Here is a 25,768-nt window from a genome sequence, read left to right as displayed (position 1 = left end):
CTGTTGGGTGTCCGGACCTCCTGCAAGCTGAACTTTTCTGCAAGAATGAAAGGGCCACACATTGAACCTCGACCATTCGGCGGACATTGAAAGCAAAACCGAGAACCTCTCCATTTGCCGTCTTTGCGCCGATGTGGCTGTGGTCATCTGGGATATTCCAGGCCCGGCTCGCACGACCACCAAATGCACATTTGAAATGCCGGTTCAGCCGGTCCCGTTGCTGAGCGTCAGCATTCCGCTCGAAAATGGCGGCCTGCGCGTGTTCTGGGCCATGCGTACCGGCAGTGAACCCGCCGAACTTTCGCTCTCGGCAGGGTCTCTCGGTCCGACGGCGCAAGCGATCGTCTATCCGGCAAGGGAACTCGCCCCTTTCGATGTCGAATATGCCGTAGGCGATCTGACGCTCCCCGGACATATCAAGCTTCTTACCACTATCCTGACCACGTGGCGCAGCACTTTCCGGCTCTCGCGAAACCAGACTTTCGCATCCCTCGTGCGTGACCTGACTTTCGCGTTGACGCCGGAACCGCGCGAAGCCCAGCATTGCGGCGAACCGGTTCAGGGACACCATCTCCTTGAAACAGCGATCGACCCGATGCTGGGCGAGATTTCGGCTATCTATGGCATCACATCCGGCGGTGTCATGGTCATTCCACCACGCTTCGTGGTTGGCCGGCAGGCGCGCAATGCCTGGCAGCCATGCCATCTTCTGCTGGAAGCAGCGCAACACCTGCCGTCATCGCTGCTGCTGGTGCTCACCGGTCAGAAGGGCGTTGCAGTTCGCAAGCTTGCGTCCACCACAAGCGAACAAACGGATTTTGCCCAATGGTGGACCAAATGGCAGGGAAACGGCGCATTGCGGGAGTTTCTTGTTCGCCAGCTCGGCAAGCTAAGTCCTGCGGGTGCGGCAGTCGCCATTGATTTGCAAACGCGCACGCCGCTGCCTGTCCGCCAGATTGCACAGTCTGCCACTCATCCGGCCGCTGAAATCGATCTCGCTCTGGCGCTCGATGGCGGGTTGATCGTGGGCGGATGGATGCATGATCCCGCCGCCATGCTTGCGGATATCGATTATCTCCCGGAAAATGGAAGCGCGTTGTCGCTGAAGCCGAACTTTCACAAATTTCCCGGCAAGATTGCCAAGCGGGAAGATGCGCCGCAGCAGGATGTGACGGGGTTCGTCGCCTGGCTTCCTTCGGTGCAAAATCTTGGGCCGCTTCTGCAGCCACGTTTCCAGTTGCGCCTTGCCTCCGGCACCACCGCGTCCCTCGTACCAGCACCACAACCCTTTGAGCCAACGGCGCAACGTAACCGCATCTTGCGGTCCGTACCGCCGCAACAGGCAAGGCCGCACGTCTTTTCCCGTATTCTCGGACCGGCCCTTACCGAAGTTGAGAAAAAACTCGCTGCAACAGTGCGGATATCCGAGGTGAAGGATTACGGGATGACGCCTGCTTCCCCGCTCGCATCCATCGTTATTCCACTCTATCGCAACCTTGATTTCCTGCGTTTCCAGTTTTCATCCATGGCGACAGACCCGTGGCTGGTGGAGAATGCAGAGTTCATCTTCGTGCTGGATTCTCCTGAAATTCAGGACGACACGGAACACATGCTGGGTGGATTGCACATCCTGCACGATATGCCGTTCAAGCTGGCAGTCATGAACCGCAATGGCGGCTATGCGCGTGCCTGCAATGCGGGTGCCAGCATCGCCACCGGAACAACCATCGTGATGTTGAATTCCGATGTCGTTCCTGCACAACATGGCTGGTTGCAGCAGTTGATCCAGCCATTGTTCGATCAGCCCAAGCTCGGAGCAATCGGCCCTCGCCTTCTGTTCGAGGATGGCTCGCTTCAACATGCGGGGCTTTATTTCGCACGTGACCGTCAAGGGATTTGGCTCAATCACCACTATTACAAGGGCATGCCGGGCAACTATCCGCCGGCACTTCGGCCACGCGAAGTACCGGGCGTCACGGGCGCCTGCCTCATAACCCGCAAGGATATCTTCGATCTCGTCGGCGGTTACACTGAAGATTATGTCATCGGCGACTATGAGGACAGCGATCTTTGCCTGAAAATCAGGCAACTCGGCTTCCATATATTCTATGAGCCTTCCGTCGCGCTTTACCATTTTGAGCGCCGCTCGATCCGTCGCAGCGCGGATTATATGCGCGGCCTCGCCAGCCAATATAATTCCTGGCTCCACACGCAACGCTGGGATGAAGACATTACCGATTTGATGGTCCAGCCACAGGAACAGGAAGGCACCGCCGATCTGTCGAATGTGATCATGACCAAATCTGAAAGGAGCGCCGCTTGACCGACGTGGTAGCGCTGAAACAGCCAGAACCTGAAGCCAAACCAGCAATACCGGATGCGCAGATCGACTGGTTGATGCAGTCGGTATTGAAAAACCGTTTCTTGCCCTCGCCCGATCCGAACAGCGTGTTCGTCGGCGACGGCGATTATCGCGCGGTCGGCGCAGAGTTCCTCGGACACTTCATTCGCAAGGGCGGCCTTCGCTCCGACGCACGCGTGCTCGATATCGGTTCCGGCATCGGCCGCATGGCGATGCCGCTGACACAATATCTGGACCCGGCACAAGCCCGCTACTCCGGCATTGATCCCGTGGCAGGCGGCGTGAACTGGTGCCGCCAGAACATCACATCACGCTACCCGAATTTCGAGTTCCGCCATATTGATATAGCTCACGATCTCTACAACCCCAAAGGGGCGGTCAACGGGCTCAGTCTCGTCCTGCCTTTCGCTGACAAGAGTTTCGATTTCGTCATCATGACATCGGTGGTGACCCATCTGCCGTCCGACGAAGTCAAAACCTATCTGGATCAGGTGTCCCGTGTGCTTGCTCCCGGCGGAAAACTGTTCATGACGGCATTCGTCGTGGACGATGTGGCCGCCCGCGACCGTCTCGGCAAACGCGACAAGCGGCTTGCATTTGAACGCCACGGCAGCGGACCGTGCTGGTTTGTACCAGAACTGCCGCCGCTTGCGGCCGTGGGATTTGAAAACGGTTTTCTGGATCGCGTCCTCGCCGGTGCAAAACTGACGCTCGAAACAAAATCCTTCGGCCACTGGCGCGGGATCGAGGCGGATCACTATCAGGATATTTTCATCGCCGCACGGGGTGCCGTCTGATGGCTCAGCGTGTCCTCATAGCGGCCCATAACCATCCGTCACTTCATCCTGGCGGAACGGAAATTTTCGCGCATGACCTGTTTCGCGCCTATCAACGTGCCGGTTGCGAAGCCATGTTCATGGGCGCCACCAACAAGGTGCACCGCGAAGCCCGCCCCGGAACAAGCTTCCAGAGCATTGGCAATGGCGGCGATGAAATCCTGCTCTGGTCCGGTCATTTCGACCGCTTCTATATGAGCCAGATCGACCTTTACGGGATTGTTCCCGACATTGTCGAACTGTTGCAGGACTTCCGACCCGATGTCGTCCATCTGCATCACCTGCTTTTGCTTGGCGCCGAATTCCCGCATATCGTGCGCCGCACGCTGCCAGACTGCCGTATCGTCCTGACCCTGCACGATTATTATCCCATCTGCCACCATGATGGATTGATGGTCCGCACCACCGGCAAGGAACTATGCCATGGTGCAAGTCCCGACCGCTGCCATGCCTGTTTCAAGGACATTGCGCTGGATAAGTTCGTGCTGCGCGAACGGCATATCAAATCGCTCTTGAGCGCTGTCGATGCGTTCGTTTCACCGAGCGAGTTCCTCAAGCAACGCTACGTGGAATGGGGCCTCGCGGAAGAACTGATCAGCGTCATTCCCAATGGTCAACCGGAGCGCCCTTCGGTTGAAACAAGGCAAGTTGAGCGCAGCAAACCGGTTTTCGGCTATTTCGGAAACCTAAATCCGTGGAAGGGAGCAACGGTCCTGCTGGAAGCAGCACAGCAGCTCATCTCAGAGGGTTTCGATTTCGAACTGCGCGTACATGGCGCAGCGCCGTTTCAAAACGAAAGCTTTGTCAGCGAAATCGAGCGGCTTTTTGCCGAGACGTATCCTTTCGTCCAACGCCGGGGAGCTTATCGACGCGATGACATCGCCCAACTGATCCAGACCGTCGACTGCGCCATCATGCCGTCGATCTGGTGGGAAAACGCTCCACTTGTCATTCAGGAAGCACAGGGACAGAACCGTCCCGTTATATGCAGCAATATCGGTGGAATGGCCGAAATGATTGAACATGAGGTCAACGGCCTCACCGTTCCGCCGAACGATCCGCTCGCACTCGCCCAGGCGATGCGCCAAATGGCGGAAAACCCGGATCTGCGCCAGTCGCTCAGTGAGAATGCGCGCCATCCGGACACCATCGACACCACGGCAGCGCGTTATCTCGATCTGATCGGGACATTGCGTATCGCGCGTGTCGAGGCAGCATAAGAGGTAAATCATGAACATCGCGACCAAAGTTCCATCCGAGGGGGAAGCAAAACAGGCAGCAGCGCCCAATGCCGCCGGGCCTCAAAGGACCGAAGCCATGAAAGGACGCGTTGACGCCATTGAGGAAGGCCGTCTCTATGGCTGGGCCTTCGATCCATCCTTTCCCACCGAACGGCTTCTGATCCGCGTTCTGCTTGACGACAAGCCTATCGCGGAAGCGCCTGCCGACAAGGATCGCCCCGACCTCAAGCGCAACGGCATCGGCGATGGAAAGCACGCATTTGAAGTGATGCTGCCGCAATTCGCAGCCGCTCGTGCTGGCGAACTCGTCGTCGTCGCCGCCAATGCTGTCGGCACCGAGCAGAAACTGCGCGTGCCGAAACCCGACGAACAGGCTGCGGAAGCGCTGATCGCCGCGCCAATGACGCGCATTCTGGACAAGCTCGACATGCTGATGGCGGCGCAACGCCAGTTGCAGGTCAATCAGCGTTCTCTCCAGCGCGTCGCGCCGACGCTGGATGCATCCGGCAATGCCGCCCCTGCGGAACTTCTCGATATCGCCAGCTCCGTCGATGGTCTGCGCACCGATCTTCATCAACGCATGACCGAACTTGATGTGCACATCATGCGCATGGATGGTGTCGTTGCGGGGCTAGAACAACGCATGGAAGATGTGCGCAAGCGCAGCAGCGGCGACATCAAACTTCTGTTCATGCTGATGTTCGTGATGGCAGGTTTCGTGGCCGGTGCGCTTCTGACGCTCGCGGTCATGCCCTGAGGAAACATCCCCATGGCGCAAGACGAAAGACCTGTCGCTCAACAGCCCGCCGCAAGAACGGCCCGGTCGCCGGATCGTCCTCCCATGATGATGGAAGGCGAAATGGTCGTCGGCAGCGTGATCGAAGACACGCTGGTTCTGGTGCTCGGCATCGGCAGTGCCACAAACGATCAGGTAACGGCCTTTCTCAACGGCGATCCTGCCATGAGCGTAAAGACAAGCGTGATCACATGGCCGCTCAAGGAACCTTCGCCTGCCGGAACGCACGGCTTTGTCGCCATCGTGCCAACCGCTGCTCTGCGCCGGGGCATGTTGAAGACGATCATGTTCCAGCACCGGGCGAAGGTCGCTCGTTATAATTTCGCGTCGCGCTCCGCTTCCATCGCTGATTTTGTTGCCATGATCGGCGATCTTTCCGGACCGAGCCTGCCGGGTGTCATCGATGAGCTGGTGGAAGGTCTGATCTCCGGTCCCATCAGCCGAAAGAAACTTTCGGCTATTACCGTTCTGTTGCAAGCGGGAGCTCGATCCGACGGTTGCATCGAACTCATCGGCGGCAGCGATGAAGGCGAGATTTTCGTTCAGGGCTGGGCACAGGACCTGACGCCTGCCGTCACCCGGCTGTTGATCAGCGGCAAAAATCCTTCGCTCGCGGAATGCGCGATCAGTGTTTTTGCGCGGCCTGATCTCAACGACGAAGCTTCCGGATTTGCGGGGCTTCTGCTTGCCAATGAGCCGGTGGAACCGACCGACATCGAACGGCTCCTGTTTCGCGGGCGGCGCGGCTGGCGTTTTACCGAAGTCTATGACCGCAGGCTCTTGTCCGGTTCGCGGGAAACACCGGGTCATATCCGGGCTATACTGCCTCGGGTACGCAGTTCGACTGACATTTTGTTGCGCATGCGTTCAGCCGCCAACCGCTTCGATGGCACAGACACGGTCTCCAGCCTTCCCTTTCCTGTCCGGATGGGCATGGACAATGTCTTTCGTGTCGAGGGAAGCGGCATGCTGCTTTCCGGCTGGCTTCTCGATCCTGACAGCCATGTGGAAAGCGTGAAGCTGCGCCGCCATCGCGGCGAAATCCAGATCGACACTACATGGACTCGTATCGATCGGCCTGACGTTACCCGCGAATTCGACAATCAGCCGCCATTCAATGCGGGCCTCGATCCCAGCCGTCACGCTCACGGCTTCGTCGCCTTCGCGCCGGAACTCGCCGGAGACAGCACCTCGCCATTCTACCTCGAACTTGCGATCAGCGACGGGCGGCGGGCCTTCTTTCCATTGACGCCTACCCGCGTCACGTCCCGCGAGGCTATTGTCCGGCAAATCCGCGCGACTGACCCCAATGCCTGGGCTTTGCGTCATATTGTCGACCAACAGTTTGTGCCGCTCCTGCGCGGCGTCAGTCGTCCAGCGCCGGAAGTCTTCGGTGTGGTCGATCTTGGACCCTTCGAGGATGCGATAGGACCTGCGATCATCCTCGGTATCGATGAGCGCGTCGAGGAAATCGAACCTTTGCTGGCGCTTCTCGCACTCGATCCGGAAACCCGGATCGCGCCGATCGTGATTGCGGCTGCCACCGAGATCATCGACCGCGTCGGCGTACAGATCAGACGCCTCGCGGATTTCTACCGCCTGCGCATCCGTCTCGTTTCCGCCACGGGGTCGGAAGACCTGTACGACGCACTCGAAGTCGGCGCCCGCACGGTCTCAACGGATCAGGTGGTATTTCTGGCCGGATCGCTGCTGCCGCGCCGCGCCGGATGGCTGGACAAACTCGTCAGCGCTTATGAAGCACACAAGGACTGTGTTCTGTCTCCCAGTCTCGCTTATGAGGACGATTCAATCCGCTGGGCGGGAACCTGGGTTGCAGGGCCGCAATCAGACCGGGCGCTGATCAGCCGCTATGCCGGTTATCCCCTCGATGCTGTTTCAGGAATGTCCCTGACGGAAGTGGCTACGGCTACATTCGAGTGCTGCATCCTTCCACGCGAAGCCCTGTTTTCCGTCGGCGGCTTCACGCGCGGTTATCTCGGCACCCATGAAAAGGGACTGGATCTCGGATTGAAACTGAAACAATCGGGCTTACGCTCCTATTGGTTGCCTTCGGCCCAGATGCTGGGAGCTGACGACACATCCGTTACCGACAGGGCATCGACCATTGCACTTATCGAGCGCATCGACAGGCAAGTCTTCGACGCCCGCTGGTCGTCCATTCTCGCTGGAAGGCGCAAGATGCAGGCGGAGGAACCCGCATGAGCGATAAGCTGCGCGTCCTCGTCATCTCGCACGCCCACCCTTCGATCTCGCTGGGCGGCGGGGAGATTGCCTCCTATAATCTGCACAAGGGCCTGAACAGCATTCCCGGCGTACAGTCGGTCTATCTGGCGCGGGCCGGGCAGCCGCTGCCTCGGCATGGCACCACGGCGTTGATGAGCATGCGCCGCGCCAGCGACGAAATCCTGTTTCACGCCGACGAGTACGACCATTTCTACCTGTCGAACAAGAACACCGATGAAATCCGCCGCGACCTGCTCCGCTTTGTGCGCGACTTCGACCCGGACATCGTGCATTTTCATCATGTTTTGGGCCTCGGACTTGAGACTCTCTATGCCATCCGCGAGGCGCTGCCGGACCGCATCGTTCTGGTGACGTTTCATGAGTTCCTGTCCATCTGCAACAATGACGGACAGATGGTCAAAGCTGGCACGTCCAAGCTTTGCAACGAGGCGTCCCCTATCGATTGCCACGCATGTTTTCCGCAGATACCGCCAGCGCGTTTTCTCAAGCGGGAACGCTTTGTGCGCGGCATGCTCGATCTGGCCGATGCCTTCGTTTCGCCGAGCGAGTTTCTCGCCAATCGTTATCTTGAATGGGGGTTGAACCCCGACAAGATGGAAGTCATCGAAAACGGCGTAGCCATCCGCGAAGTGACGCCTCCGCGTGAACTGACCGGTCCGAACCCGCGTCGCAATCGCTTTGCCTTTTTCGGGCAGATCAATCCCTTCAAGGGCATAGACGTACTGGTCGATGCGGTATCCCGTGTCCCGGAACAGGTCTGGGGTGAGGATTCTCGCCTGATGATCTTCGGCGGCAATCTTGAAAAGCAGCCCCCCGCCTTTCAGGAGCGCATGCACAAACTGATCGAGGAGGCTGGCCCGCGTGTGCGCTTCTATGGCGCTTACCAGAATACTGAGATGCCGCGTCTCATGCAGTCGGTCGACTGGGTGGTGATGCCCTCGATCTGGTGGGAAAACTCACCCATTGTCATTCAGGAAGCCCTGCACCATCGCCGCCCGGTCATCTGCTCTAACATTGGCGGCATGGCCGAGAAAATCCGCGATGGTGAAGATGGCTTGCATTTTCGTGTGCGCAGCGCCGAGGATCTGGCTGACCGCTTTACAGAAGTTCTGAGCGAACCGGGCATTTGGGACAGGCTGCACCGCTCCATCCGCAATCCAGTCCATTTTGTCGACTGCGCGAAGGAGCATCTCGATCTCTATAACCGGCTGCGTGAGTCAAAACCGCGCAGACAGAAACCGGCAGTTTCTGAAACTGCTCTTTCTCAGGCAAGCTGAGCCTGGCTTGACCTTAGTGAAACAGAAGGAAGACCGTATGGCACGCGCCCTCGTCATGATCCCTGCGGGAGAAGTGTACGATCACGACAATGTCCGCTGGTATCGTCACACAGACGTTCAGGGCAGCATCAATCATTATCATAATATCGGCGATGCCTTCGTCTTCGAGTCGTCTTTGAAGCTGATGAATTACGAGAAGGCTGCCGAACTCCCGATCACCAATTTCTCCCCGGACAAAATCGACCAGTTGCGGGAGGAATATGATTATGTGGTCCTGCGCGGCTCGAACTATATCAACAAGGACATGAACTGGCGCGACACGATCCCGGTGCTGCAGCGACTGAAACTTCCGGTCGTTGCATTCGGCATCGGGGCGCAAGCGCCGGTCAGAGGGGAAATACAGCTTTCCGAAGAGACGAAGGCCGTCCTGCGCATCATCGCAGATTCCACCAACTCCCTCGGTGTGCGCGGCGCTTACACGGCCCAGGTGCTGAACGATATAGGTATTCGCAATGTGCGCATCGTCGGTTGCCCGACGGCCTTTCGCCGCAACAACCAGCACCTGCGCATCAAGTTGCCGCCGCTTGAGGCCGTGCAGCAGGTGGGCGTCACGGTGCGCCGTGAAGTTTCGCCAGCCTATGCGCAGGATATCGAGCAGTATCTGACCCGTCACCGCGACCTCATCAAATCCATGGCCGAACGCTTCGATGTAACATTGATGGCGCAGGGCGAGATCGATGAAAAGAAGATGGTCTTTGGCACGGTAGAGCAGAAGGAAGAAGCCATCGCGGCCCTCAAGGCGCATCGCTGGACAGCGGACTGGTATTTCGACGAAACGATAGAGAACCTCTATCGCCATCGCATGTTCTATTCGGATGTCGTCGCCGATTACGAGGAACTGGTGCGCAAGCAGCAACTCGTCCTTGGTTATCGTCTGCACGGCAATCTGATGGCTCTGGCCAATGGCGTTCCGTCCATCTACTTCACCTATGACAGCCGCACGGCCGAATTTGCCGAGACCTTCAAGATACCGAGCTATGACGTCTTCAGCGACAAGCCCTTCCGGCTGGAAGACTATTGGGATCAGTCACTGTTCGACAAATACAACCGGGCATGGTTTGAGACCTATGCCGAGATGAAGCAGTTTCTCGATGAAAACGGCGTCGACAACAAGATGACCGACACCGGACTTCCCATCGCCGAACTGAAAGTTGCCTAGGTTTTATTCTGTTGGCAGTTGGGCGGGACTGTTGCCCTTCTGCTCTTCTGCCAGAAGCGACCAGGCGGCAATGAACATTGCGGCAATTAGCGGCCCAACCACGAAACCATTGATCCCGATCAGCGAAATACCGCCGACGGTGGAAATCAGCACGACGTAATCGGGCATGCGGGTGCCCTTCCCGACGAGCGGCGGACGCAGGAGATTATCGACCAGTCCGATCACGAATACGCCGACGAAGACCAGAACAGCACCGCTGATCCACTCCCCGCTTGCAAAGAACCACGCCGCCGCCGGTATCCAGACAAGGGCAGCACCAACAGCTGGCAGCATGGAGAGGAACGTCATCATGACGCCCCAGAGCAAGGCGGCTTCCACGCCGAGGAGCCAGAATGTCACCCCGCCTATCGTACCCTGAATGATGGCGATGATAATGTTGCCCTTCACTGTCGCACGGATAACGGCAGTGAACTTTTCCAGAAACTGCCGTGTGTAATCGTCGTTGAGCGGAATGGCCTGCCTGATCTTCCGTCCAAGGTCCCCACCGTCCCGAAACAGGAAGAACAGCAGATAAAGCATGATGCCGAAGCCGATGAAGAATTGCAGGGTGTTCTGACCGAAGCTCACCAGCCTTCCGGCGAAAAGCTGACTACCCTGCATGATGGCAGAGGAGATGCGCGAGCGCCATTCGGCAAAATCACCGAGCTCGAACCGGGTCAGCCACTCCTCCAGCGAATCCGGCAAGGCACCCAGAATGCGTGAGATATAACTGTTCAGGTCAAACTCGCGGCTGCTCAGGCGTTGATAGAGGGAGTTGCCCTCCTGAACCAGCGAACCGAAAATCGCCAGCATCGGAATGATGACCAGACAGATGCACATCAACACGGAAAGCAGGGCCGCGATATTCTTCCTGCCGCCGAACAGACGTTCAAGGCGCTGCTGCACAGGCGAGAAAACCACCGCAAGAATAACAGCCCAGAGTACCGCCGAATAATAGGGCAGCAACAGCCACGCAAAGGCGATGGTGACCAGTGCCAGTAGGATATAAAAGCTCGCGCGCTGGACGGACATGAACACCTGCAGCTGATTTCCGGGTCAGAAGACCCTGCCCGGAAAACCGTATCGATTCAATAGAGAAGCGCGAGATCAGCCGTTATGCTGCTTTGAGAGGCACCAGCTTCTCATTCGGCAGGGAACGGGCAAGCGCACCCAGAAGATCACTTTGCGACACCAGCCCGACGATACGGCGCATCTCATCGATAACGACGACAACATGCGCCAAACCATCAGTGAGGCTCGGCACGAGGCTCATCACCGGATCAGTCTGCGACGCGGTGGGAGCCTCCACGACATAGTTTCTGAAATCGTCGCCCGGATGCATCAATTCGCGCAAACCGATCACGCCTTTCAGTCGGCCATCGGCTGTTTGCACCGGCAATGTCAGCAGATTATGCCGCAAGATCAGCTCGCGGGCCTGGCTGGCGGTTGCCTCTTCCTCGATACTCACCACATCCCGCGACATGATATCCGCGCATGTGAGGTCGCCGCGCGAACGCGTGGACACTTCAAGCTCCACCTGCCGCAGCAAACGCCCAAGATCGTTACGATCAATATCGAAGCTTTCATCCAAGGCAAGCAAGGCGCGGTCGATGTCTTCCTCGCGGATACCCATGCGGACCGAAGGCGGCAAGTCTACAGTGCTGTGCTTGTTGACCGGAGCGGCAGCTGCCACATGCGGATATTTGCGGCGTGACAGTTTGTGAAACAGAATGCCCAGGCCAACAAGAAGACATGAATTCAGCGCAACCGGCACAAGCGGAAACAGCAAGCCCCACTTGGCGACCGCCGAACCACCCAGAACCGCTGTCAGCGCCGCTGCGCCGCCGGGCGGATGGAGGCTGCGGGTAACGGACATCGCGGCGATTGCGAGCGCTACGCCAAGACCGATTGCCAAAGCCGGATCATCGACAAACTGGGTGACGGCCAGTCCCACGAAGGCGGAAATCGTATTGCCGCCGATGATAGACCATGGCTGGGCCAGCGGGCTTGTAGGTACTGCGAAAAGCAAAACCGCCGACGCGCCGATCGGCGCAACGATCAAAGGCAGATGCGGACCGCTGCCAAGCAACATGCTCGATATGAATCCGGTCAATGCAATGCCGATCAGTGCGCCAAAACAGGCAATCGAACGTTCGCGCAGCGTTGCACCGGCAAGAATCGGCTTGAACAGCCGGAACGCGCGCGACTGGTTTGGTTCTGTTTCTCTTTGGGTCATTCCGTCAATCGGGCCGATGATAAGAAAACTCCAGCGAAACCCGTTGGAGCCAAAGATTATTCTCTTGGGGGTTGAGACAATATCCTGCCCTTGCCGGATTCGAACAAGAAAGCAAATCCGTATCCATGCGTCGGATGGGAAAAATCGTTCCGCGTTCTTCAACTCATCGAGAACAACGGTCTCAATGCCATCTCAAGGCCGAGAACCATAAGGCCGATCAGAAACCAACGGCGAAAGTTGTCCGGCCGGATTTTACGGCGATAAGCCTGACCTATGAACATGCCTGCCAGCGAAGGAAAGACGGAGAGAACGGATACCAGCAGGAGATCGCCCGAATAGGCTTCCCTGCTCGAAAGTCCGACCGCAAGTGCAGCGGTCGAGACAGTAAAGGAAAGCCCGAGCGACTGCACGAGATCGTCTTTCCTGAGCCCCAGTGATTGCAGGTAAGGCACAGCCGGAATAACGAATATTCCCGTAGCACCCGCAATCAAGCCAGTCAGCAAGCCAATGAAAGGAGAAAGCAGGCGCTCAAGCCTTCCCGGCACCTGTAGCTCCCGGGCAAACAACGTATAGGCTGCATAGATAACAAGCGAAGAACCCAGCATCGATGTGGTGACTGCAATGTTTCCGCCGACCAGAACCGCAGTTCCCGCGATGCTTCCCACGCCGATGGCAAGCATCATGCTCCAGAGGCGAAGCATTAATTGGCCAAAGCTGGGCCCGGCCAGAAGCTGCCAGAGATTGGTAACGAAAGATGGAATAATCAGCAGACTTGCTGCTGCAAGCGGAGATATCAGCGCGCCCAATATGCCCATTGCGACCGTGGGCAGTCCCATTCCTGTCACGCCTTTGATAAAACCGGCGCCAAGGAACGTAATCGCAATCGTCAGGATCAGGGAGAATGAATAGGTCATGCCTCTCCTATAGCGACATGGCCGCTCGACGGAATGCGGAAGTTCCTCACCCAGCATTCGGCTTTTCCATAGACAGAATTCGCGCTAATGTTGCTTATGCGCTTCGATCTTACCGACCTCCGCCTTTTCCTCGCCGTGGCCGATACCGGCAGCATTACCCATGGCGCGGCTGAAGTCGGCCTGTCGCTTCCAGCGGCAAGCGAGCGTCTGCGCGATATGGAAGCCACAGGGCAGGTTTTGCTTCTGGAACGGGGAAGGCGCGGCGTCACGTTAACTGAAGCGGGGGATGCCCTTGTCCATCATGCGAGGGCCGTAATGCGACAGATGGCCGATATGCATAGCGAACTTGGGTTACATGCCAAAGCGATGCGCACTGCCATTCGCGTTGCGGCGAATACCGCTGCGGTTACCGAATATCTTCCGGAGAGGCTTGCCCGCTGGATGGCTGATAATCCCCGCATCGACGTGGAACTGAAAGAACGGCAGAGCATCGATATTGCCCGCGCCGTTTTACGCGGTTTCGTTGAAATCGGCATACTGTCGGATGCCGTGGAAACGACGGGATTGGAACTAACACCATTTGCAACAGATCATTTGGCGCTGATTACGGCCAGACACCATTCTTTTGCCGCGCGCAAGCGTGTGAACTTCTCCGATCTTCTGCAGGAACACTTCATCGGTCTTTCCTCCGGCGCTTTGCAGGAGCATGTCGAAATTCAAGCAAACCGGCTGGGCAACAGACTTAAAATCAGGACAAGGCTCCGCACGTTTGAAGGTGTCGGCAATATGGTTGCAGCCAATGTGGGCATTGCGATCATTCCGCAGACGGCTGCTCGACGCCTCAGAAAAACGCTCCCCATTGCAACGGTGGCAATTTCTGACGCTTGGGCAAAAAGAAACCTGGTAATCGCAGTGCGGTCCCGTGAGGAACTGACCGCAGCCGCCAGATCCCTCGTCGACCAACTGGCCGAAAAGCGAGCTACCCAGACTTTGGTAGTATAAGCGCTTTCATTGAAGGTCAGGCATTGGCAAGCCGTCAGGATACATCTACATTCTTCCGGAGAGCACCGGATAATCATGCCGATTCAAGAACAACCTCGGTGTAAAATATTATTATTGCAGTGATTTGATAATATCGCATCTGATTGCCCGAAGCGCCCGAAGAGGCGTTGGGAACTGAATTCAGAATACGGGCTCGCCCGCCGCAACATAGTCTGGGAGGACGCTATGATGAAGACCATCGCCGCTCTGGCGACGACATTTGCCATTTCCGCTGCAACTTTCACCGCACAGGCACAAAACTACCCGGAACGGACGATTACCATGGTAGTGCCCTTCGCGGCAGGTGGGCCTACCGACACCGTGACGCGACTAGTCGCGGAGTCGATGTCCAAGGATCTCGGCCAACAGGTCATCGTCGAAAATGTCGGCGGCGCGGGCGGAACACTTGGTGCGGGGCGCGTCGCAACCGCTGATCCGGATGGCTATACGCTCCTGCTTCATCATATCGGCATGGCGACAAGCGCCACGCTCTACCGCAAGCTTGCCTATGACACGCTGAATGGCTTCGAATATGTCGGACTGGTTACGGAAGTTCCGATGACCATCGTGGCGCGCAAGGACCTAGAACCGACCGACCTCAAGGGGCTGATCGAATATGCCAAGACCAACAAGGACACCGCAACGGTGGCCAATGCCGGCATCGGCGCAGCATCGCATCTTTGCGGCATGCTGTTCATGAGCGCGATTGAAACTCCGCTCGTCACAGTTCCTTATAAGGGCACCGGCCCGGCCATGACCGATCTGCTCGGCGGCCAGGTCGACATCATGTGCGATCAAACCACGAATACGACGAAGCAGATTCAGGCGGGAACGATCAAGGCCTACGCCGTCACCTCGCCGGAACGGCTTGACGTATTGAAAGACCTTCCGACCACCAAGGAAGCTGGTCTGGACGGTATGGAAGTCGGTATCTGGCACGGCATTTACGCCCCCAAGGGCACCCCGGCGGAAATCACCGAGCGTCTTTCGAAATCGCTTCAGGTGGCCCTGAAAGACCAGAACGTAGTCGCCCGCTTCGCCGAACTCGGCACAAAGCCGTCACCTGAATCCGATGCGACACCGGCGGCGCTGAAGGCCAAGCTGGAATCCGAAGTCGCGCGCTGGAAGCCGATCATCGAGGCTGCGGGACAATATGCGGACTGACTGTCAGACGTGCAATCAAGGTGTGTCCTTTGACGCGCCTTGGTTATCGTTTTCCCTCTGTGGCGGATCAAAAGCGCAGCCGGGATAGGCGACCGAGCTCGCATGCCGGACTCCGGCATAGCCCTCTCAACGGCAAATCCGAAAGATGATTGGCCCATGAACGAGCCTTCAAGAAAATTTTCAATCGATCCGACCAACGGATTGTGCGGTGGCCTCCTCGTACTGACCGGCGCTTTTTTCGCCTATCAGTCGCTGGGTCTGGACTTAGGCACATCGTTGCGCATGGGACCGGGATATTTCCCGCTCGTTCTCTCAGGCGTACTGGTCCTGCTTGGATTGGTAATCCTTATCCAGGCTACACGAGTTTCCGGCGAGCCAATGGGTCCCATCGCGTGGCGCGGCCTGTTCTTCATTCTGCCCGCGCCGATATTTTTCGGCCTGACGGTGCGCGGCCTCGGCTTCGTGCCGTCGTTGTTCCTGACCTGCCTCATTGCCTCTTTCGCGTCAATGCGCATGAAGCCGCTCGCGGCAATTATTCTTGCCGCCGCGATCACCGTCTTCTCCGTCATTGTGTTCAGCTACGCCCTTGCGCTGCCTTATCAGCGTTTCGGTCCCTGGTGGCCGTTCTAGGAGGCCGACTTGGAACTTTTCAGCAATCTCGCGCTCGGTTTTTCCACCGCATCGACGCTCGCAAATCTTGGTTTCTGCCTTATCGGTGTATTGCTCGGCACATTGATCGGCGTGCTGCCCGGCATTGGCGCGACAGCGACAATTGCCATGCTTCTTCCCGTCACATTCCAGATCGGCGATCCGGTTTCGGCGCTGATCATGCTCGCCGGTATCTATTACGGCGCACAATATGGCGGCTCGACCACCGCAATCCTCATCAACATGCCGGGGGAATCTTCGTCGGCTGTCACAGCCATTGACGGTTACCAGATGGCACGGCGCGGACGGGCAGGCGCAGCACTTGCCATTGCGGCAATCGGTTCTTTCTTCGCCGGCACCGTCTCGACCTTTCTCGTCGCAGTGTTCGCTCCGCCGCTGACTGAAATTGCCCTGAAATTCGGCTCGGCGGAGTATTTCTCGCTGATGGTCGTCGGTCTGGTGTCATCTGTGGCGCTGGCGCACGGCTCCATCATCAAGGCACTGGCAATGGTCGTTCTGGGGCTGCTGCTCGGCCTTGTCGGCACCGACATCTACACCGGTGCTCCGCGTTTCACGCTCGGCATCACGGAATATGCCGACGGGCTCAATTTCGTGGCGGTTGCGGTGGGCGTATTCGGCATCGCCGAAATTCTGCGCAATCTGGAAAGCGAACATTCGCGCGAAGTGCTGATGGCCAAGGTCACAGGACTGATGCCGACACGTGACGATTTCAAGCGCATGACGGCGCCGATCCTGCGGGGAACCGCCATCGGCTCGGCGCTTGGCATCCTGCCGGGTGGCGGGGCCATTCTCGCCTCCTTTGCTTCCTACACTGTGGAAAAGCGTATTTCCAAAACGCCAGAAGAATTTGGCAAGGGCGCGATTGCTGGTGTCGCAGGGCCGGAATCCGCCAATAATGCCGGCGCGCAAACCTCCTTCATTCCCATGCTGACGCTCGGCATTCCGGCCAACCCGGTCATGGCGCTGATGATCGGTGCCATGATTATTCAGGGCATCGTGCCGGGTCCGAATGTTGCGGCAGAGCAGCCCGCCCTGTTCTGGGGCGTGATTGCGTCCATGTGGATCGGCAATCTCATGCTTATCATCCTGAACCTGCCGCTGATCGGGCTTTGGGTGAAGCTTCTGACCGTGCCTTATTATGTGCTCTTCCCGATTATCATGACGTTCTGTTCGATCGGGGTTTATAGCGTCAATTCGAATGTTTACGACCTCTATGCGGTCGCATTTTTCGGCTTCATTGGCTACCTGTTGGCCAAGTTGCGTTGCGAACCAGCTCCCCTGCTGCTCGGTTTCGTGCTCGGACCGTTGCTGGAGGAACATTTGCGCCGCGCCATGATCCTGTCGCGCGGCGACCCGGCAACCTTCTTCACCCGGCCGATCAGCGCCATTCTGCTGGCCATAGCCGCAGCCGTTCTCGTGGTCGTGCTGCTTCCATCGGTGCGCAAGAAGCGCGACGAGGTATTCGTCGAGGAAGGTTAGCGCGGTTTAAAGCATTTCCTGTTCAGGTGAAACGTTGTCGTTTCAGGCGCATCAATCATGATGCGCCTCAATTCATCCGCGCCGCGCGCCCGAAGATACGATGTCGAGATAAACGGCCAGAACAAGGATGCTGCCCTTGATGATCTGCTGCCAGAACGTGTCGACGCCGAGCATCGACATTCCGTTGTCGAGGCTCGACATGATGAGCGCGCCGACCAGTGCACCGAGCACCGAGCCGACGCCCCCACGCATGGAGGTGCCGCCGATGAAGCAAGACGCGATGGCGTCGAGCTCGCCGCCCATGCCCGCCGATGGTGTGCCAGCAGCAAGGCGCGAGGTTGTTGTCAGCCCGGCCACTGCCGCCATCAACCCCATCAGCGCGAAGACGGCCATCTTGACGAAATTGACGTTCACGCCGGAAAAGCGGGTTGCTTCGGTATTGGAGCCGACCGCATAAATGTGGCGACCAAACACGGTCTGTTTGGCGATGACGGTGAATACGCCGAGGATCACCAGCAGGATCAGGACCGGAACCGGCACGCCCTGATAGCTGTTGAGGATCAGGATGAAGCCAAGGATCAGAATACCTATGCCGAGCAGCCTCGCGACTTCCATACCGGATGAAAGCAACTGGAGATTATGCTTGCGCTTGCTCGCCCGCGTGCGCAGAGTCATCAGGATCAGCACTCCAAACAGCGCAATGGCGCAGAGATTGCCAAGCCAGCCCGGCAGATAGCCTTGCCCGATATATTTGAATTCCGGCGAGATCGGCGCGATGGTGACGCCGCCCATGATGCCCAGTACGATGCCGCGAAAGACAAGCTGACCGCCAAGCGTGACGATGAAGGACGGTATGCCGAGATAGGCAGTCAGCCAGCCATTAAAGGCCCCGATCGCCATGCCTAAAACCAGGACCGTGCTGATCGTGGCCCATAATGGCCATCCGAGGAGCACGTCGAGCACGGCGGCGATGCCGCCCAGAAGCCCAAGAAGCGCGCCCACCGAAAGATCGATTTCACCGGCAACGATGACGAACACCATCGCGGATGCGAGCATTCCCGTAATTGCCATCTGACGCAGGAGATTGGAGAAGTTGCGCGCGGTCAGGAACTGCGAGCGGCCCATCTCCGGATCGTAGGTGAGGATCGCAAAAAAGGCCCAGATGAGCGCCACCACAATCAACAGGGCGACGATCTTGTATTCCGCCAGAAACTTTCGAAGGCTTTTGCCTGTCAACGTCATGTCATGCACCGGTCAGATTTGCTGCGGATCACGCCGCATTGGTTGTCGGCTTGCCGATCGCAGCGGCGAGCACTTCTTCCTGGGTGAGATTTTCATTGGGGAAATCACCGCGCAGTCTGCCCTCGCCTATGACGAGCACACGGTCGCTGATGCCAAGCACCTCAGGCATTTCCGAAGAGACCATCAAGACAGCGACCCCCTGTTTCGCGAGCGTGAAGATCAGTTTGTAGATTTCATATTTCGCGCCAACATCGACACCCCGCGTCGGCTCATCGAGAATGAGCACTTTGGGGTCTGGCAACATCATCTTTGACAGCACGGCTTTCTGCTGGTTGCCGCCGGACAGTGCGGCGATTTCCAGCATGGGATCGGCGGTCTTCACCTTGAGACGCAGAATTTCGCGCTGGATCGTGGCGAGTTCGGCCTCCTTGTCGAGCAGCCCCCGCAAGGAAAACCGGTCCAGAACCGAGATCGTCATATTGTGGCCGACCGGCATGATGGGCAGGATGCCGTCCTTCTTGCGGTCCTCCGGCACCATGCAGATGCCTTGTCGAACCGCATCGCGCGGTGTGCGGATTTTCAGTTCCCGGCCTTCCAGAAAGACCTGCCCCTCATGCGCACCGGGCCAGACGCCGAACAGGCTGGAAACGAGTTCTGTGCGCCCCGCCCCCACCAGTCCGGCAATGCCGAGGATCTCACCGCGCCGCAGCGCAAACGACACGTCATCCACCACCTTGCGGTCGGGATTGGTCACATCCCAGCAACTGATGTTGCGCGCCTCAAAAATGACCTCGCCAATATCATGCGGCTCCCGCGGAAACAGGTTCTTCATCTCGCGTCCCACCATCATGGTGATGATGGCCGGCGTCGTCAGTTCAGCCATCGGCTTTGTAGCGATATGCGTCCCATCGCGAATGACCGTCACCGTATCGGAAATTTCGGCCACCTCGTCCAGCTTGTGGGAGATGTAGACGCAGGCCATGCCTTGCGCCTTGAAGTCCTTGATGAGATCGAGAAGGACGCGCGTTTCGGATGCCGTCAGCGCCGATGTCGGCTCGTCCAGAATGAGCAGTTTCGCGTTTTTGTTGATGGCCTTTGCGATCTCGATCAATTGCTGCTTGCCGCCCGGATAATGATAGACTGGAAGCGCAACATTGATGTCGTGAATATTGAGACGTGCTAGCAGTTCCGCCGCACGCGCATTCATCTGGTCATAATCGATGAAGCCGCCGCTCGTTGGCTCCGATCCCAGAAAAATGTTTTCCGCAACCGACAGGTGCGGCACCATCATGAGTTCCTGATGGATGATGACGATACCGGCGGCTTCCGTATCGCGGATGCCCGTCGCCTTCAGTTCTTGGCCTTCCCAGAAAATCTCGCCGGTCCAAGTGCCATGAGGATAGACGCCGGAAAGCACTTTCATCAGCGTGGATTTGCCAGCACCGTTCTCCCCGCAAAGGCCGACACATTCGCCCGCGCGCACTTTCAGGTGGATACCGTCAAGCGCTTTCACGCCGTTAAAGTCCTTACCGATATTGCGCATTTCTAGAAGATATTCGGACATCGCTTACGACCTTGCAGTAATGCAGCAGAATGAGCCGCTGAAAGATGGCCCGCGGCCAGCTTTCAGGGCGAAACCGCTTTAGACAACGTTGTCACAGACAGCACCGACAAGTCGGTAAGGCCAGAAGCTGGAACACGATTTCCAGACTTCCGGCCCCGCTGTTCGATCAGGCCGTATCGCTGGAGCCAACTCCAGCAATCGCCACGGGAAAGACTTACTTCCCGTAGATCTGTTCCTTCGTATAGAAGCCGTCCTGAATGTAGATGTCGATATTATCTTTGGTTACAGCCGTTGGCGTCAGCAGAAGCGTATCGACCTGCTTGCCACCATTGTCGAGCTTGGAATTGAACTCAGGCGTTTCGCCCTTGACCATCTGGACCGTCAGCTTTGCGGCTTCCGAGGCAATGAGTTTCAAAGGCTTGTAGACCGTTACTGTCTGTGTGCCATCGATCAGGCGCTTGACGGCGGCAAGATCGCTGTCCTGCCCGGAAACGGCGGTCTTTCCGGCCAATCCCTGTGCGGCAAGGGCCTGAATGGCGCCGCCAGCAGTGCCGTCGTTTGAAGCGACAACCGCATCGATCTTGTTCTGCGCGGCGGTCAGAGCGTTTTCCATTATGGAGAGCGCTTCGGTCGGGCTCCATTCCTTAACCCATTGCGACCCGATCACCTTCACCTTGCCGGAATCGATGGCTTCCTTGAGAGCCTTTTCCTGACCGGCGCGGAGAAGCTTGGCGTTGTTATCCGTCGGCGAACCGCCGAGGAGATAATAATTGCCTTCCGGCTTGGCCTTCAGAACGGCTTCCGCCTGCATGAAGCCGACGCGCTCATTGTCGAACGAGATATAGGCATCGATATCGGCATTGAGGATCAGGCGATCGTAGGAGAGAACCTTGATGCCGGACGCCTTGGCGTCGGCCACGACCGCGTCGAAAACCTTGGAGTTCATCGGCACGATGACAATGGCGTCAACGCCCTGCGCGATCAGGTTTTCAACCTGCTTGACCTGCTTTTCCTCGTTGCCGTCAGCCGACTGCACATTGACCTTGGCGCCCAGCTTTTCTGCAGCCTCAATGAAATAATCGCGATCGCGCGCCCAGCGCTCGACACGCAGATCATCGATGGAAAAGCCGATAACCGGATTTTCCGGCGAAGCATAGACCGGCGTCGACACCATGGCACCGATGCCCAAAGCCGCGGCAACCAGCGCGCCGGTCAGAAAATTACGACGTTTCATGCACTCCTCCTCCAAACACCACCGGCGTGCCGCCGGCTGATAGCAAACCTCGCCCCGAACGTATTCCGCCCCTGGAGTTCGGCACGACAAAACAGCCCTCTTCGGAGCTGCTTATTCCTCTAATGGCTGATCCTCCCGAAGGCGCCCCGCGCCAAGATCACTCCATCGGGACAACATGCAAAGACACACTGCCCCATCCTCGATGACCATTGATACGTGAAGAAAAATGAATAGCAAGCATTTTTTGATTTACGTACCTCATTTTTGATCTTATGGTCCGCGTCGAGGAGCGAGGATGAAACCGACAGTCCATGATATAGCCAGAACAGCGGGCGTCAGTCTTGCCACGGTCGACCGTGTGCTGAACGAACGTCCGGGCGTGAGAGCGAAGACGCGTGACCGCGTCATGGCTGCGATGAACACGCTTGGCTATGTGCGCGATGTGGGTGCTGCCAACCTCGCGCGCGGCAGGCTTTATCAGTTCGATTTTATTTTGCCGGACAATGAAAACACCTTCATGTTGAGCCTGCGTGCTGAACTGCAATCCGCGACCGAACGGGCACTGGCCGAGCGTGTATTGATCAATCTCGTCCTTGTCCCCGCCTTCGATGAAGCGGCGCTCGTGGCGGCGCTGGATGATTGCGCCACACGCAAGCCTGACGGCGTTGCTTTCGTCGCGGTCGATACCGACCCTGTGCGCGAAGCCTGTGTCCGGTTAAGCGAGCAAGGCATTCACGCCGTCACGCTTGTATCCGACCTCGGACAATCTACGCGGACGCATTATGTCGGCGTCGACAACGGTGCAGCCGGGCGCACCGCAGCCCGGCTTCTCGGCCTTTTCGCCAACGGGACGGATGGCGCGTTTGCGGTCGTTGCCGGTTCGTTGAAGGTCCGCGATCATCAGGAACGTTTCGACGGTTTTACAGCGGCGATGAAAGCAGACTTTCCGGGCCGCGAGATATTGCCGGTTCTGGAAGGCTTCGATGAAGGCCCGCGTGTGGAAAAGCTTGTCGACAAGCTGCTTGACGAGCGCAGAGACATCGCCGGAATTTACAGCCTGGGTGCAGGCAATAGCGGTCTGGTGAAGGCTCTGGCAAAACACAATTCCAATCGCCCGCTCGTCATCGCGCATGAACGCGATAGCGTGACCTCGAAAGCGCTGACAGACGGCATCATCCATGCAGTTCTGGCGCAGGATGCGGGCCATGAAATTCGTAGCGCCATCCGCGTTCTGAAAGCATCTGCGGATCGTCTGGCGATCGTGCCGGGACAGGAACACATCCGCATCGAAATTTTCCTCAAAGACAACCTGCCGCATTTCGACTGAGGCGCAGGCGACAAAGCCTTTCCAACAGGAGCAAATATGTATCTCGGGCTCGATCTAGGAACATCCGGTGTCAAGGCGCTGTTGATTGATGACAAGCAGACGGTCATCGGCTCGGCCCATGGCGATTTGGACGTCTCGCGCCCCCATCCGGGTTGGAGCGAACAGGACCCGGAACAGTGGATCAAGGCTTGCCGCACCGCCATTGATGGCCTGCGTGCGGACCATCCCAAAGAATTTTCGGCGATTGCTGGTATCGGTCTTTCCGGTCAGATGCATGGCGCAACCCTGTTGGACGAACAGGATCAGGTATTGCGTCCCTGCATCCTCTGGAACGATACGCGCAGCTACCGCGAGGCAGCGGCGCTCGACGCCGATCCCGCTTTTCGCGCTGTCACCGGCAACATCGTTTTTCCGGGCTTTACGGCACCGAAACTCGTCTGGGTTGCCAATAACGAACCCGATATTTTCGCAGTTACCCGCAAGGTGCTGCTCCCGAAAGATTATCTGCGCTTCTGGCTGACCGGTGAATACGTATCAGACATGTCGGATGCTGCGGGCACAAGCTGGCTCGATACCGGCGAACGCCGTTGGTCGCGCGAACTTCTGGACAAGACAAGCCTGACCGAAGATCAGATGCCGCGCCTTGCCGAAGGCACCGAGGCAACCGGACGCCTGCGGGCTGAACTTGCTGCCGAATGGGGCATCGCCAGTCAGCCGGTCGTGGCGGGCGGCGCTGGCGACAATGCGGCGTCGGCCTGCGGCATGGGTACGGTCAAACCCGGTCATGCTTTTGTTTCGCTCGGCACTTCGGGCGTGCTCTTCGCCGCAAACGGTGCCTATCAGCCGAAGCCAGAAAGTGCGGTTCACGCATTCTGTCACGCCCTGCCCGGCACGTGGCACCAGATGGGTGTCATTCTGTCCGCAGCAAGCGCACTCGACTGGTATGCGCGGCTTGTCGGAAAGACGGCCCACGAGCTCGATAGGGAACTCGGCGACACGCTGAATGCGCCGGGCAGTGCGACATTCCTGCCCTATCTCTCCGGCGAACGCACCCCATATAACGATGCAAAGATACGCGGCGTGTTTTCAGGTCTGGAACATGAATCCGATCAGCGCATCCTGACGCAAGCCGTGCTGGAAGGCGTTGCCTTCGCCATCCGCGACAACCTCGCCGCGCTGCAATCCGCTGGCACCGATATCAGCGCACTTACTGCCGTCGGTGGCGGCTCGCGCTCGACCTATTGGCTGAAGGCCATTGCGACCGCGTTGAATGTGCCGGTTGTATTGCCGGAGGAAGGCGACTTCGGTGGTGCTTTCGGCGCTGCGCGACTGGGTCTCATAGCGGCAACGGGTGCCGATCCGTTTGCAGTCTGCACCCCGCCACGCACGGAACGCACCATAGAACCGGAAATGACCCTGCTCCCGGCCTATGAGGAAGCCTATCAGCGCTATCGCGCCCTTTATCCGGCACTTCACGCCCTCGCCGGTCAGTGACGCTGCCTCAACCAATCAGACATGACGACATTCGAACGGGAGGACATAATGAGCACCGGATTTTTCGGCGACATTCAGAAGATCAAGTATGAGGGGCCGGACAGCGACAACCCGCTGGCATTCCGCCACTATAATCCGGATGAAATCGTGCTGGGCAAGCGCATGGAAGAGCATCTGCGCTTCGCGGTCGCCTACTGGCACAGTTTTGCCTGGGAGGGCGGCGACCCCTTCGGCGGACGCACCTTCGACCGCCCATGGTATTCCAACGAAATGGATGCAGCAAAGCTCAAGGCCGACGTGGCTTTCGAATTTTTCTCCCTGCTCGGCGCGCCCTATTATTGCTTCCACGATGCCGATGTGCGGCCCGAGGGACGCAACTTTGCCGAAAACACGCGCTATCTTAACGAAATCGTCGATATTTTCGAAAAGAAACAGGCTGAAACCGGCATAAAGCTTCTCTGGGGCACGGCGAACCTGTTCTCCAACCGCCGCTATATGGGCGGGGCCGCGACCAATCCCGATCCGGACGTGTTCGCCTTTGCCGCGGCGACCGTGAAAAGCTGCATCGACGCGACCAAACGGCTTGGCGGCGAGAACTATGTGCTGTGGGGTGGCCGCGAAGGCTATGAAACGCTGCTCAACACCGATCTTGGACGGGAACTCGACCAGATGGGGCGGTTCCTCAATCTGGTGGTCGAATACAAGCACAAGATCGGCTTCAAGGGCACGATCCTGATCGAACCGAAGCCGCAGGAGCCAACCAAGCATCAGTACGATTACGACGTCGCCACGGTCTATGGCTTCCTGAAACGCTACGGCCTCGAAAACGAGGTCAAGGTCAATATAGAGCAGGGCCACGCCATTCTGGCCGGACATTCCTTCGAGCACGAACTGGCGCTTGCCCGCACACTCGGCATTTTCGGCTCCATCGACATGAACCGAAATGACTATCAGTCAGGCTGGGATACAGACCAGTTCCCGAACAATGTGCCGGAAATGGCGCTTGCCTATTATCAGGTTCTGCTTGCAGGCGGCTTCACGACCGGCGGTACGAATTTCGACGCCAAGCTGCGCCGTCAGTCGCTTGATCCGCAAGATCTGCTGATCGGCCATATCGGCGGCATGGATTGCTGTGCACGCGGGCTGAAAGCCGCCGCCGGAATGCTTGAAGACGGCGCGTTGTCCAAGCCGCTTGAAGAGCGTTATAGAGGCTGGAATGGCGATTTCGGCAAGAAGCTTTTGACCGATCTATCGCTGGATCAGATCACGGCTGAAGTCGAAGCGAAGGACATCAATCCGCAACCGAAATCCGGCCGTCAGGAATATCTCGAAAATATCGTCAATCGTTACGTTTGATACCAATAAATTG

The 25,768-nt window shown here is 57.8% G+C and carries 20 protein-coding genes; 14 read left to right on the top strand and 6 right to left on the bottom strand.

The window, feature by feature from the left end:
• Positions 1–61: 61 nt before the first annotated feature.
• From J9800_RS00925 to J9800_RS00895, 7 genes are read left to right on the top strand one after another with little or no spacing between them, the layout of a single operon-like run.
• Positions 62–2,323, top strand: a complete 2,262-nt coding sequence (locus J9800_RS00925) for a glycosyltransferase family 2 protein (RefSeq protein ID WP_114215094.1) — start codon at positions 62–64, stop codon at positions 2,321–2,323.
• Positions 2,320–3,159, top strand: a complete 840-nt coding sequence (locus J9800_RS00920; RefSeq protein WP_114215095.1) for a class I SAM-dependent methyltransferase — start codon at positions 2,320–2,322, stop codon at positions 3,157–3,159. Before J9800_RS00925 ends, J9800_RS00920 begins: the two co-directional genes overlap by 4 nt.
• A complete protein-coding gene (locus J9800_RS00915) occupies positions 3,159–4,418 on the top strand; it encodes a glycosyltransferase family 4 protein (RefSeq protein WP_114215096.1) in 1,260 nt (419 codons plus the stop codon). The genes J9800_RS00920 and J9800_RS00915 overlap by 1 nt, the downstream gene beginning before the upstream one ends.
• Positions 4,419–4,428: 10 nt before the next feature.
• Positions 4,429–5,196 carry a hypothetical protein gene (locus J9800_RS00910; protein ID WP_114215097.1) on the top strand — a complete coding sequence of 256 codons (768 nt, stop codon included), beginning with the start codon at positions 4,429–4,431 and terminating at the stop codon, positions 5,194–5,196.
• A 12-nt stretch (positions 5,197–5,208) separates the two neighbouring features.
• Positions 5,209–7,458: a glycosyltransferase family 2 protein gene (locus J9800_RS00905; protein WP_114215098.1), complete on the top strand. Its 2,250-nt coding sequence runs from the start codon at positions 5,209–5,211 to the stop codon at positions 7,456–7,458.
• Positions 7,455–8,777 (top strand): glycosyltransferase family 4 protein, encoded by a 1,323-nt coding sequence (locus J9800_RS00900; RefSeq protein WP_114215099.1) that lies wholly within the window; start codon positions 7,455–7,457, stop codon positions 8,775–8,777. Before J9800_RS00905 ends, J9800_RS00900 begins: the two co-directional genes overlap by 4 nt.
• A gap of 37 nt (positions 8,778–8,814) precedes the next feature.
• The gene (locus J9800_RS00895) at positions 8,815–9,996 is read left to right on the top strand and encodes a polysaccharide pyruvyl transferase family protein (RefSeq protein WP_114215100.1); all 1,182 of its coding nucleotides are present in this window, start codon (positions 8,815–8,817) and stop codon (positions 9,994–9,996) included.
• A gap of 3 nt (positions 9,997–9,999) precedes the next feature.
• Here the strand turns inward: J9800_RS00895 and J9800_RS00890 are convergent, their stop codons facing one another.
• The 3 genes from J9800_RS00890 to J9800_RS00880 form a co-directional block, all read right to left on the bottom strand.
• Entirely contained in the window at positions 10,000–11,067 is a 1,068-nt protein-coding gene (locus J9800_RS00890; RefSeq protein ID WP_114215101.1) for an AI-2E family transporter, read from the bottom strand.
• Between the two features lie 82 nt (positions 11,068–11,149).
• Entirely contained in the window at positions 11,150–12,271 is a 1,122-nt protein-coding gene (locus J9800_RS00885; RefSeq protein ID WP_114215102.1) for an HPP family protein, read from the bottom strand.
• A gap of 158 nt (positions 12,272–12,429) precedes the next feature.
• The gene (locus J9800_RS00880) at positions 12,430–13,185 is read right to left on the bottom strand and encodes a sulfite exporter TauE/SafE family protein (RefSeq protein ID WP_114215103.1); all 756 of its coding nucleotides are present in this window, start codon (positions 13,183–13,185) and stop codon (positions 12,430–12,432) included.
• 96 nt (positions 13,186–13,281) lie between these two features.
• Between J9800_RS00880 and J9800_RS00875 the strand changes: the two genes are divergently transcribed.
• The 4 genes from J9800_RS00875 to J9800_RS00860 all read left to right on the top strand — a co-directional run bounded on the left by J9800_RS00875 (position 13,282) and on the right by J9800_RS00860 (position 17,538).
• Positions 13,282–14,187 carry a LysR family transcriptional regulator gene (locus tag J9800_RS00875; protein ID WP_114215228.1) on the top strand — a complete coding sequence of 302 codons (906 nt, stop codon included), beginning with the start codon at positions 13,282–13,284 and terminating at the stop codon, positions 14,185–14,187.
• A gap of 225 nt (positions 14,188–14,412) precedes the next feature.
• Positions 14,413–15,390, top strand: coding sequence for a tripartite tricarboxylate transporter substrate-binding protein (locus J9800_RS00870; protein WP_114215104.1), 978 nt, complete (start codon positions 14,413–14,415; stop codon positions 15,388–15,390).
• Positions 15,391–15,546: 156 nt separating this feature from the next.
• Entirely contained in the window at positions 15,547–16,020 is a 474-nt protein-coding gene (locus tag J9800_RS00865) for a tripartite tricarboxylate transporter TctB family protein (protein WP_114215229.1), read from the top strand.
• Between the two features lie 9 nt (positions 16,021–16,029).
• Entirely contained in the window at positions 16,030–17,538 is a 1,509-nt protein-coding gene (locus J9800_RS00860; RefSeq protein WP_112588908.1) for a tripartite tricarboxylate transporter permease, read from the top strand.
• A gap of 72 nt (positions 17,539–17,610) precedes the next feature.
• Here the strand turns inward: J9800_RS00860 and J9800_RS00855 are convergent, their stop codons facing one another.
• From J9800_RS00855 to xylF, 3 genes are all read right to left on the bottom strand, one after another.
• Entirely contained in the window at positions 17,611–18,780 is a 1,170-nt protein-coding gene (locus tag J9800_RS00855; protein ID WP_114215105.1) for a sugar ABC transporter permease, read from the bottom strand.
• A 28-nt stretch (positions 18,781–18,808) separates the two neighbouring features.
• The gene (locus J9800_RS00850; protein ID WP_114215106.1) at positions 18,809–20,344 is read right to left on the bottom strand and encodes a xylose ABC transporter ATP-binding protein; all 1,536 of its coding nucleotides are present in this window, start codon (positions 20,342–20,344) and stop codon (positions 18,809–18,811) included.
• Between the two features lie 214 nt (positions 20,345–20,558).
• Complete coding sequence (xylF, locus tag J9800_RS00845; protein WP_112588902.1) at positions 20,559–21,578, bottom strand: D-xylose ABC transporter substrate-binding protein; 1,020 nt, start codon at positions 21,576–21,578, stop codon at positions 20,559–20,561.
• Between the two features lie 295 nt (positions 21,579–21,873).
• Here xylF and J9800_RS00840 point away from each other — a divergent pair, with 295 nt between their 5' ends.
• The 3 genes from J9800_RS00840 to xylA are packed head-to-tail and all read left to right on the top strand — an operon-like array spanning position 21,874 to position 25,755.
• A complete protein-coding gene (locus tag J9800_RS00840; protein ID WP_114215107.1) occupies positions 21,874–22,905 on the top strand; it encodes a LacI family DNA-binding transcriptional regulator in 1,032 nt (343 codons plus the stop codon).
• 36 nt (positions 22,906–22,941) lie between these two features.
• Positions 22,942–24,399: a xylulokinase gene (gene xylB / locus J9800_RS00835; RefSeq protein ID WP_114215108.1), complete on the top strand. Its 1,458-nt coding sequence runs from the start codon at positions 22,942–22,944 to the stop codon at positions 24,397–24,399.
• 48 nt (positions 24,400–24,447) lie between these two features.
• The gene (gene xylA / locus J9800_RS00830; protein ID WP_114215109.1) at positions 24,448–25,755 is read left to right on the top strand and encodes a xylose isomerase; all 1,308 of its coding nucleotides are present in this window, start codon (positions 24,448–24,450) and stop codon (positions 25,753–25,755) included.
• Positions 25,756–25,768 lie beyond the last annotated feature (13 nt).

Origin of the sequence: Ochrobactrum sp. AP1BH01-1, assembly GCF_018066705.1 — a bacterium.
In the GTDB taxonomy this organism is placed as follows: Bacteria; Pseudomonadota; Alphaproteobacteria; order Rhizobiales; family Rhizobiaceae; genus Brucella.
Note: the sequence above shows the minus strand (reverse complement) of the source record. Positions and strands in the feature narration are given on the sequence as shown.

What these genes read in the sequence shown, in the direction of transcription:
- J9800_RS00915 (WP_114215096.1), top strand. Translation starts at nt 3,159, where the DNA reads ATGGCTCAGCGTGTCCTCATAGCGGCCCATAACCATCCGTCACTTCAT.
- J9800_RS00910 (WP_114215097.1), top strand. Translation starts at nt 4,429, where the DNA reads ATGAACATCGCGACCAAAGTTCCATCCGAGGGGGAAGCAAAACAGGCA.
- J9800_RS00905 (WP_114215098.1), top strand. Translation starts at nt 5,209, where the DNA reads ATGGCGCAAGACGAAAGACCTGTCGCTCAACAGCCCGCCGCAAGAACG.
- J9800_RS00900 (WP_114215099.1), top strand. Translation starts at nt 7,455, where the DNA reads ATGAGCGATAAGCTGCGCGTCCTCGTCATCTCGCACGCCCACCCTTCG.
- J9800_RS00895 (WP_114215100.1), top strand. Translation starts at nt 8,815, where the DNA reads ATGGCACGCGCCCTCGTCATGATCCCTGCGGGAGAAGTGTACGATCAC.
- J9800_RS00890 (WP_114215101.1), bottom strand. Translation starts at nt 11,067, where the DNA reads ATGTCCGTCCAGCGCGCGAGCTTTTATATCCTACTGGCACTGGTCACC.
- J9800_RS00885 (WP_114215102.1), bottom strand. Translation starts at nt 12,271, where the DNA reads ATGACCCAAAGAGAAACAGAACCAAACCAGTCGCGCGCGTTCCGGCTG.
- J9800_RS00880 (WP_114215103.1), bottom strand. Translation starts at nt 13,185, where the DNA reads ATGACCTATTCATTCTCCCTGATCCTGACGATTGCGATTACGTTCCTT.
- J9800_RS00875 (WP_114215228.1), top strand. Translation starts at nt 13,282, where the DNA reads ATGCGCTTCGATCTTACCGACCTCCGCCTTTTCCTCGCCGTGGCCGAT.
- J9800_RS00870 (WP_114215104.1), top strand. Translation starts at nt 14,413, where the DNA reads ATGATGAAGACCATCGCCGCTCTGGCGACGACATTTGCCATTTCCGCT.
- J9800_RS00865 (WP_114215229.1), top strand. Translation starts at nt 15,547, where the DNA reads ATGAACGAGCCTTCAAGAAAATTTTCAATCGATCCGACCAACGGATTG.
- J9800_RS00855 (WP_114215105.1), bottom strand. Translation starts at nt 18,780, where the DNA reads ATGACGTTGACAGGCAAAAGCCTTCGAAAGTTTCTGGCGGAATACAAG.
- J9800_RS00850 (WP_114215106.1), bottom strand. Translation starts at nt 20,344, where the DNA reads ATGTCCGAATATCTTCTAGAAATGCGCAATATCGGTAAGGACTTTAAC.
- xylF (WP_112588902.1), bottom strand. Translation starts at nt 21,578, where the DNA reads ATGAAACGTCGTAATTTTCTGACCGGCGCGCTGGTTGCCGCGGCTTTG.
- J9800_RS00840 (WP_114215107.1), top strand. Translation starts at nt 21,874, where the DNA reads ATGAAACCGACAGTCCATGATATAGCCAGAACAGCGGGCGTCAGTCTT.
- xylB (WP_114215108.1), top strand. Translation starts at nt 22,942, where the DNA reads ATGTATCTCGGGCTCGATCTAGGAACATCCGGTGTCAAGGCGCTGTTG.
- xylA (WP_114215109.1), top strand. Translation starts at nt 24,448, where the DNA reads ATGAGCACCGGATTTTTCGGCGACATTCAGAAGATCAAGTATGAGGGG.